The organism is Pseudorhodobacter antarcticus, from assembly GCF_900110135.1.
Taxonomy (GTDB): Bacteria; Pseudomonadota; Alphaproteobacteria; order Rhodobacterales; family Rhodobacteraceae; genus Pseudorhodobacter; species Pseudorhodobacter antarcticus.
Genome location: NZ_FOCO01000005.1, coordinates 147,763 through 154,356, shown reverse-complemented (window position 1 = coordinate 154,356; position 6,594 = coordinate 147,763). Strand labels below are relative to the sequence as shown.

The 6,594-nt window shown below is 58.2% G+C and carries 7 protein-coding genes and 1 pseudogene; 3 read left to right on the top strand and 5 right to left on the bottom strand.

Going from position 1 to position 6,594, the window contains the following annotated elements:
* Positions 1–279: pseudogene (locus BMY36_RS04020) on the top strand (IS5/IS1182 family transposase); the annotation flags it as partial.
* A gap of 460 nt (positions 280–739) precedes the next feature.
* Here the strand turns inward: BMY36_RS04020 and BMY36_RS04015 are convergent.
* The 5 genes from BMY36_RS04015 to BMY36_RS03995 all read right to left on the bottom strand — a co-directional run bounded on the left by BMY36_RS04015 (position 740) and on the right by BMY36_RS03995 (position 3,881).
* On the bottom strand, positions 740–1,042 hold the full coding sequence (locus BMY36_RS04015; RefSeq protein ID WP_050520759.1) for a hypothetical protein: 303 nt from the start codon (positions 1,040–1,042) through the stop codon (positions 740–742).
* A gap of 70 nt (positions 1,043–1,112) precedes the next feature.
* Complete coding sequence (nusB, locus tag BMY36_RS04010) at positions 1,113–1,550, bottom strand: transcription antitermination factor NusB (protein ID WP_175469245.1); 438 nt, start codon at positions 1,548–1,550, stop codon at positions 1,113–1,115.
* A gap of 35 nt (positions 1,551–1,585) precedes the next feature.
* Positions 1,586–2,107: a 6,7-dimethyl-8-ribityllumazine synthase gene (locus BMY36_RS04005; protein ID WP_050520757.1), complete on the bottom strand. Its 522-nt coding sequence runs from the start codon at positions 2,105–2,107 to the stop codon at positions 1,586–1,588.
* A 3-nt stretch (positions 2,108–2,110) separates the two neighbouring features.
* Positions 2,111–3,211, bottom strand: coding sequence for a 3,4-dihydroxy-2-butanone-4-phosphate synthase (gene ribB / locus BMY36_RS04000; protein ID WP_050520756.1), 1,101 nt, complete (start codon positions 3,209–3,211; stop codon positions 2,111–2,113).
* Positions 3,212–3,278: 67 nt separating this feature from the next.
* Entirely contained in the window at positions 3,279–3,881 is a 603-nt protein-coding gene (locus BMY36_RS03995) for a riboflavin synthase (protein ID WP_050520755.1), read from the bottom strand.
* A 171-nt stretch (positions 3,882–4,052) separates the two neighbouring features.
* On the opposite strand from BMY36_RS03995, the gene BMY36_RS03990 reads away from it, so the two are divergent.
* Both BMY36_RS03990 and BMY36_RS03985 read left to right on the top strand, forming a co-directional pair.
* Complete coding sequence (locus tag BMY36_RS03990) at positions 4,053–5,345, top strand: capsule polysaccharide biogenesis protein (protein WP_050520754.1); 1,293 nt, start codon at positions 4,053–4,055, stop codon at positions 5,343–5,345.
* Between the two features lie 96 nt (positions 5,346–5,441).
* Complete coding sequence (locus tag BMY36_RS03985) at positions 5,442–6,581, top strand: polysaccharide biosynthesis/export family protein (RefSeq protein ID WP_050520771.1); 1,140 nt, start codon at positions 5,442–5,444, stop codon at positions 6,579–6,581.
* The last annotated feature ends 13 nt before the right edge of the window (positions 6,582–6,594 follow it).

Sequence of the window (6,594 nt, the reverse complement as noted above, 5' to 3'; positions counted from 1 at the left end):
CGCAAGAACGCCAAGCCATGGAAACCCGACACTCCTGGCGCGATCGCGCGGAACGAGGCCCTCCGCGCGTCGAAACGCTTCGGCCGGACGATATGGCGACGATGGAGCGGCTATCACCGCCGAAGCCGCGTCGAAACAAAGATGCACTGTGTCAAACTGCTGGGTCAGCGCCTTATGGCGCGGGACTTCGACCGTCAGGTCGCGGAGTTCCAAGTTCGTGTTGCCGTCCTGAACGGCTTCACCACTCTCGGCACGCCCATTACAGAAGTCGTGGGATAAGTCTGTCCGGGGATAGGGGAACCCTCACCGTCAGACCATTTGTGCAACAGAGCCGAATGGCAGCATAGCGTTAAACATGCCCCAACGATTTTAGATTGTGGAGTCATTTTTTCACTCACACCCGCTTGGTGCGTTTGATACATAAGGCTAGATATTTGTGCCAAGGTGAAATCGCAGGTTAATATTTGGTGAACAGAAAATGTGATGTTTTGCGTTTTCAATTGGTTAGCTTGTGCATCGCGCGCGATTTTCAACGGCCCCTTGCGCGATGCGGTGCAAAGCCCTATCTTGTTTGGTGGCGGGTCTGCTCGGTTTGTGACAGCACATTTCCAGTGGCCCATAAGCATCTCCGAGGGAGCTGGCTCTGTTTGGATCCTGGTCCAAGTATCTGGCGACCACCTGAACACTCAGGCTCTCGGGAAATTACAGCTCGCACGGCTGCTGCGGTCCCCGCCACTTTTTACCGCTTTTTGGCGCCGACATGGACAGGGGCCAGTTGGGCCGTAATACCCTGTTTTTTGCCGCCTTTTGGGCCATCCCCTGGGGCAGCCATGCTCATCACCGCATAGGCGAATTGAACGCTGGCAAACACCACGCCGTTGAACATCACCATCATCGCAAAGGCCAGCCAGCCCATTTCGGTGCCCGTCACCAAATGGCGCAGCCCTGCCACATCGAAAAACACGATTGCCGAAACAAAGGCCAAGGCCAGCGCAAAACCGATGGCCACATTCACGATATAAAGTTGGATCAGTTTTGGCATCACATTCCCCTTTGTTTCGTACAGCGTAGCACGGCCAGCCCGCCTTTACACCCGCCCCATTGTCGCGGGCTTAAAACCCCTCGGGCTTGGCCTCATGGGCCATATGATCCAGCACGGCGTTCACAAACTTCGGCTCTTTTCCATCGGGGAAAAACGCCTTGGCCACGTCGACAAATTCGGTGATCACCACTTTTGGCGGCGTCACCATTTCCACCATTTCGGCCCCGGCGGCCCGGAAAAGGGCGCGCAAAACCGGGTCAATCCGGTCAATCGGCCATTTCGCCACCAAGGCCCGATCAGTCATTTGGTCAATTTTGGCCTGCCGGTTCACAGCATGGTTCAGCACAGCGCGAAAATGGGTCACGTCGCCTTCGGCCATTTCATCGCCATCATAGATCGCGCCAAAACGATGAGTTTCAAACTCGCGCTGGACCGCCTCAACAGTCTGGCCAGAGGATTCCATTTGAAACAACGCCTGCACCGCATAAAGCCGGGCTGCCGATTTCATCTGTTTTTTAAGGTCGCGTTTTGGGTCAGGCTTGATCATGCGCGAAAGCTATCCTCGGATGCACGGAAACCGATGCCTTTGCGCGCGCTGGACCAGCGGCGCGACAAGGCGATCAGATGCAGGGCGGCGGCGGCGGCACCGCCCCCTTTGTTTTGTTTGTCAGGATTGGCGCGCACTTCGGCTTGGTCCATGTTTTCGACCGTCAAGATCCCGTTGCCAATGCAGGCCCCTTGCAGGCCCAGCAAGGAAATCGCGCGGCTGCTGTCGTTGCACACCGTATCATAATGGGTGGTTTCGCCGCGGATCACACAGCCGAGTGCGACATAGCCATCAAAATTGCTTTGCCGTTCGGCAATCGCAATCGCGGTCGGCACCTCCAGCGCGCCGGGCACTTCGATCACCTCCACCTCTGCGCCACAGGCTGCAGCGGTGGCGCGCGCGCCCACGATCATCTGGTCGGCAACTGCGCGGTAATAGGGAGCGACTACGATCAACAGCTTTACCGGCTTGTCGAATGTGGGCAGCGGCAGGGTGCAATGCGTTTCATGCGATGCCATGGGTCAAGCTTTCGGAATGGCACGGGTGCCGGTGATGGTCAGGCCGTAAGCATCAAGGCCCACAACTTTGGGGCGTGGCGAGTTGGTGAGTAGCACCAGATCTTTGACACCCACACTGGACAGGATCTGTGCGCCAAGCCCGTATTGGCGCAAAATTTGCGGGCTTACCTCAGCATCCGTTACCATTTTCATGTGCAAATCACGCAAAAGGACCAACACACCCCGCCCCTCGGTCGCGATCAGGCGCATCGCATCGCCAAATTCGCCAGTGCGACCTGCGGGCCCAAGGCCCACCACATCCATCAACGGGTCCATCGTGTGCATCCGCACCAAAACCGGGTCCGGCGTGGAAATATCGCCTTTGATCAGGACGACATGTTCGGCCCCTTCGGTATCATCGGTATAGATTTGCATGGTCCAATCGCCACCAAATTCAGACGCCACAACCGATTGCGAACTGACGCGCACCAAGTTGTCGTTGCGGCGACGATAGGCGATCAAATCCGAAATGGTGCCAATTTTCAGGCCATGTTTTTGCGCAAACCCGATCAGGTCGGGCAGGCGCGCCATGGTGCCATCATCATTCATAATCTCGCAGATCACGCCCGACGGGTCCAATCCGGCCAGCCGCGACACGTCTGTCGCCGCCTCCGTATGGCCCGCACGCACCAAAACGCCGCCGTTGCGGGCGCGCAGGGGAAATACATGGCCGGGGGTCGCGATGTCTTGCGGGCCCATCGCGGGGTCGATTGCCACGGCGATGGTCAGCGCACGGTCAGCGGCCGAAATGCCAGTGGAAACCCCTTCGCGCGCCTCGATCGACGTGGTGAAAGCGGTTTCGTGGCGGCTGGAGTTTTTCGGGCTCATCAACGTCAGGCCCAGCGCTTCGATGCGGTTTTCGGTCAGCGTCAGGCAGATCAAGCCACGCCCATGGGTCGCCATAAAATTAATATGGGACGCTGTGCATTTTTGCGCCGGGATCACCAGATCGCCTTCATTCTCGCGGTCCTCATGGTCCACCAGAATAAACATGCGGCCATTGCGGGCATCGTCGATAATCTCCTCGATGGAGGAGATTACATCGCTGTATTCGGTCTTGGTCATGGGCGGCCCCTTTGGTGATCTTGCAGGCCATAGCGCGCCTGCGCCGCAAATGCCAGAGGGGGGGGCGCTACATCTTTGCCCAATCGCGCAGGCGCGCGACGTACCGCGCCATTGTATCCACCTCTAGGTTGATCTGGTCACCCACGGCCACCGTGCCCCAAGTGGTCGCAGATTGGGTGTGGGGGATAAAGTTGATGCCAAAATCGGTTCCTTCCACCTCATTCACCGTCAGCGATGTGCCGTTCAGCGCGACAGACCCTTTGGGCGCGATAAAGCCCGCCAACGCGTGGGGCGCGCGAAAGGTGACGCGGGTGCTGTCGCCTTCGCGGCGCACGGCCACCACCTCGGCCAGACCGTCCACATGGCCCGACACAATGTGACCGCCAAGTTCATCCCCGACTTTTAAAGCGCGTTCAAGGTTCAACGGATGGCCCACGGTCCAGCCCGCAATATTGGTCTTACTGACCGATTCCGCGCTGATTTGCACATCAAACCAGTTTTGCGGCGCAGACCCCAGCGCGATCACGGTCAAACACACCCCATCACAGGCGATGGAGGCCCCGATATCAATCCCCGCAATGTCATAGCGGGTGCCGATGCGCGCGCGCAAATCACCCTGCTGTTCCAGCGCCAAAACAGTGCCAATATCCGTCACGATGCCTGTGAACATGCCTTAACCCCTTATTGATGCCCTTAGGCGTACCCTTGACGCAACTGCCTTGCAAGGGCCGCAAAATTGGCCTTAATTCTGCCCGGCTTGTCGACCATATCGGTGCAAAGCCCCGGCTTTTCCCCTTTACCACGGGGGAGAAATGGAATGGATGGGGCAAAAAGGTGTGTGATGCGCGTATCGGGTGAAAATCGTCGGTTTTTATTGCTGCAAGGGCCGCATGGCCCCTTCTTTTCCCATTTGGGCACAATGTTGGAAAAATCGGGGGCGCAGGTGTGGCGCGTCGGGTTCAACCGCGGCGACCGCGCGTTTTGGCCCAAAGCGGCCAGTTTTATCGCGCATAAAGCCAGTGTAGAGGCGTGGCCTGACGCCTTTACCGCCCTGATTGCTGAAAAAGACATCACCGATATCGTGCTTTATGGCGACACGCGGCCCATCCACGCCTATGCGGTGCGAATTGCAAAAGCGGCAGGGTTGACCGTGCATGTGTTTGAAGAAGGGTATTTGCGGCCCCATTGGGTGACCTATGAACGCGGCGGGTCGAACGGCAATTCGCGGCTGATGGACCTGACGCTGGCACAGATGCAGACCGATTTGGCACAATCGGACATGGATTTGCCCGATGCCCCGGCGCGTTGGGGCGACATGCGCCAGCATATTTTCTGGGGCGCGCTGTATCATTGGTTCGTACTGGCCGGGTTTTGGGATTTTCGCCGCTATCGCCCGCACCGCGCGCTGACGGTTTCGCAAGAATTTATGCTGTATTGCAAACGACTGATTTTGCTGCCTTTTCACCGCTGGGAACGGATGCTGGCCAATGTGCGCATCAAACACGGCGGCTTTCCCTATCATCTGGTGCTGTTGCAGCTGGAACATGATAGCAGTTTCCAAATGCATTCACCGTTTTCAACGATGACCGAATTTTTGGCCTTGGTGATGGAGGGGTTTGCCAAAGGCGCATCACCGCATCATCACCTCGTGTTCAAGGCCCACCCGCTGGAGGATGGCCGCGTGCCCGTTGCGCGCGAAATCAAAAGCTTGGCGAAATTGTACGGCGTCCAAGGCCGGGTGCATTTTGTGCGGGGCGGCAAATTGGCGGTGCTGCTGAACCACGCGCGGTCGGCGATCACGGTCAATTCCACCGCCGCCCAGCAGGTGCTTTGGCGCGGTTTGCCGCTAAAAGTGTTCGGCACGGCGGTCTATGCCAAGCCCGAATTTGTCTCGGCGCAGCCGTTGGAGGCGTTTTTCACCCATCCAACCCGCCCCGACAGCCGTGCGTACCGCGATTATCGCCACTATCTGTTGGAAACGTCGCAAGTGCCCGGTGGCTTCTACTCCTCGCGTGGGCGGCGTGAGTTGCTACGACAGGTGGTAGACATGATGCTTTTGCCCGACGATCCATACGACGCGCTGACCAAAGGAAGCGCGGCACCAAGGCAACAGTTGCGCCTCGTAAAAGGATAAAGTCCCGGAAAACTGGAATTTTCTGCCGCTGCTGTGTAGGTTTGTAAAAAAAATACTGAGGCAGTATCCAAAAAAGGAGCCCGGGCAGTGAAATTGATGGCGAAAAAAGGGGCCAAGGGCTTGGTCCTTGTGGTTTGTGTTGCGGCACTTGTTGGGTGTAGCTTGCCGCGCCCCGGCCCGAATAAAAAAGAAATCTTTGCAGGTTCTGTGCTGAAAGAGGGGGATGCGTTCATCGTGTCCGTCAACAGCCGCGTGACGCGTGCGACGGCGGTGACGCCTGCCTTTGGCTTTGGCTCCAACTTCCGCAATGCGGGCGTTGTGGGGTCCGATACCATTGCGCCGGGCGATATTCTGGCGCTGACCGTGTTTGAAAACGTCAAGGATGACCCGCTGTTGGGCAACACTGGCCAGCGGGTATCCTTGCTGGACCAAGTGCAGGTTGATGGCGCGGGTTTCATCTTTGTGCCCTATGCTGGCCGGATCAAAGCATCGGGTCAAAGCCCCGAAGGACTGCGCCGTTTGATCACCCAAAAGCTGGACAGCCAGACTCCAGATCCGCAAGTCACCGTGCAGCGTGTGGCCGGCGACGGTTCCACCGTGTCGGTGTCGGGGGCTGTCAGCGGCCAAGGTGTGTTTCCGATCGAACGCCCCACCCGCACCTTGACCGCAATGTTGGCGCGGGCGGGCGGCGTGGCGATTGAACCGGCGGTGGCGTTGGTGCGTGTCACGCGCGGCAGCCATACCGATAAAATCTGGCTAGAAGATTTGTATGCCAACCCCGCGCTGGACATTGCGCTGCGGGCGGGCGACCGGATTGTTGTGGAACGCGACACCCGCGCCTATGTGGCGATGGGGGCAACCGGCACGCAAAACCGGGTGCCGTTTGAAAGCCAAACCCTGTCCGCGATTGAAGCGATTGCCCAAGTTGGCGGCTTGAACAGCACCACCGCGGACCCGACAGGCGTGTTCGTGTTCCGCAATGAACCGGCGGAAATTGCCAATTCAGTGCTGGGTCGGTCCGATTTGACCGGCGATCAGCGCATGGTCTATGTGCTGGACCTGACACAACCAACCGGCATGTTTGAGGCGCGCGATTTTCTGGTGCGGGACGGCGACACGGTTTATGTGACCGAAGCGCCGTTTGTACAGTGGCAGCGCACGATTGCTGCGGTAACTGGCACCGTCGGGGCGGCAACATCATTGTCTGACAGCGCAACCAGCAGCTCTGGCAGCTGAGCCTTTGTCGGCT

Bases quoted from the DNA above. Each gene is read 5' to 3' on its own strand.
- BMY36_RS04015 (WP_050520759.1), bottom strand. From the start codon at position 1,042: ATGCCAAAACTGATCCAACTTTATATCGTGAATGTGGCCATCGGTTTT.
- nusB (WP_175469245.1), bottom strand. From the start codon at position 1,550: ATGAAATCGGCAGCCCGGCTTTATGCGGTGCAGGCGTTGTTTCAAATG.
- BMY36_RS04005 (WP_050520757.1), bottom strand. From the start codon at position 2,107: ATGGCATCGCATGAAACGCATTGCACCCTGCCGCTGCCCACATTCGAC.
- ribB (WP_050520756.1), bottom strand. From the start codon at position 3,211: ATGACCAAGACCGAATACAGCGATGTAATCTCCTCCATCGAGGAGATT.
- BMY36_RS03995 (WP_050520755.1), bottom strand. From the start codon at position 3,881: ATGTTCACAGGCATCGTGACGGATATTGGCACTGTTTTGGCGCTGGAA.
- BMY36_RS03990 (WP_050520754.1), top strand. From the start codon at position 4,053: ATGCGCGTATCGGGTGAAAATCGTCGGTTTTTATTGCTGCAAGGGCCG.
- BMY36_RS03985 (WP_050520771.1), top strand. From the start codon at position 5,442: ATGGCGAAAAAAGGGGCCAAGGGCTTGGTCCTTGTGGTTTGTGTTGCG.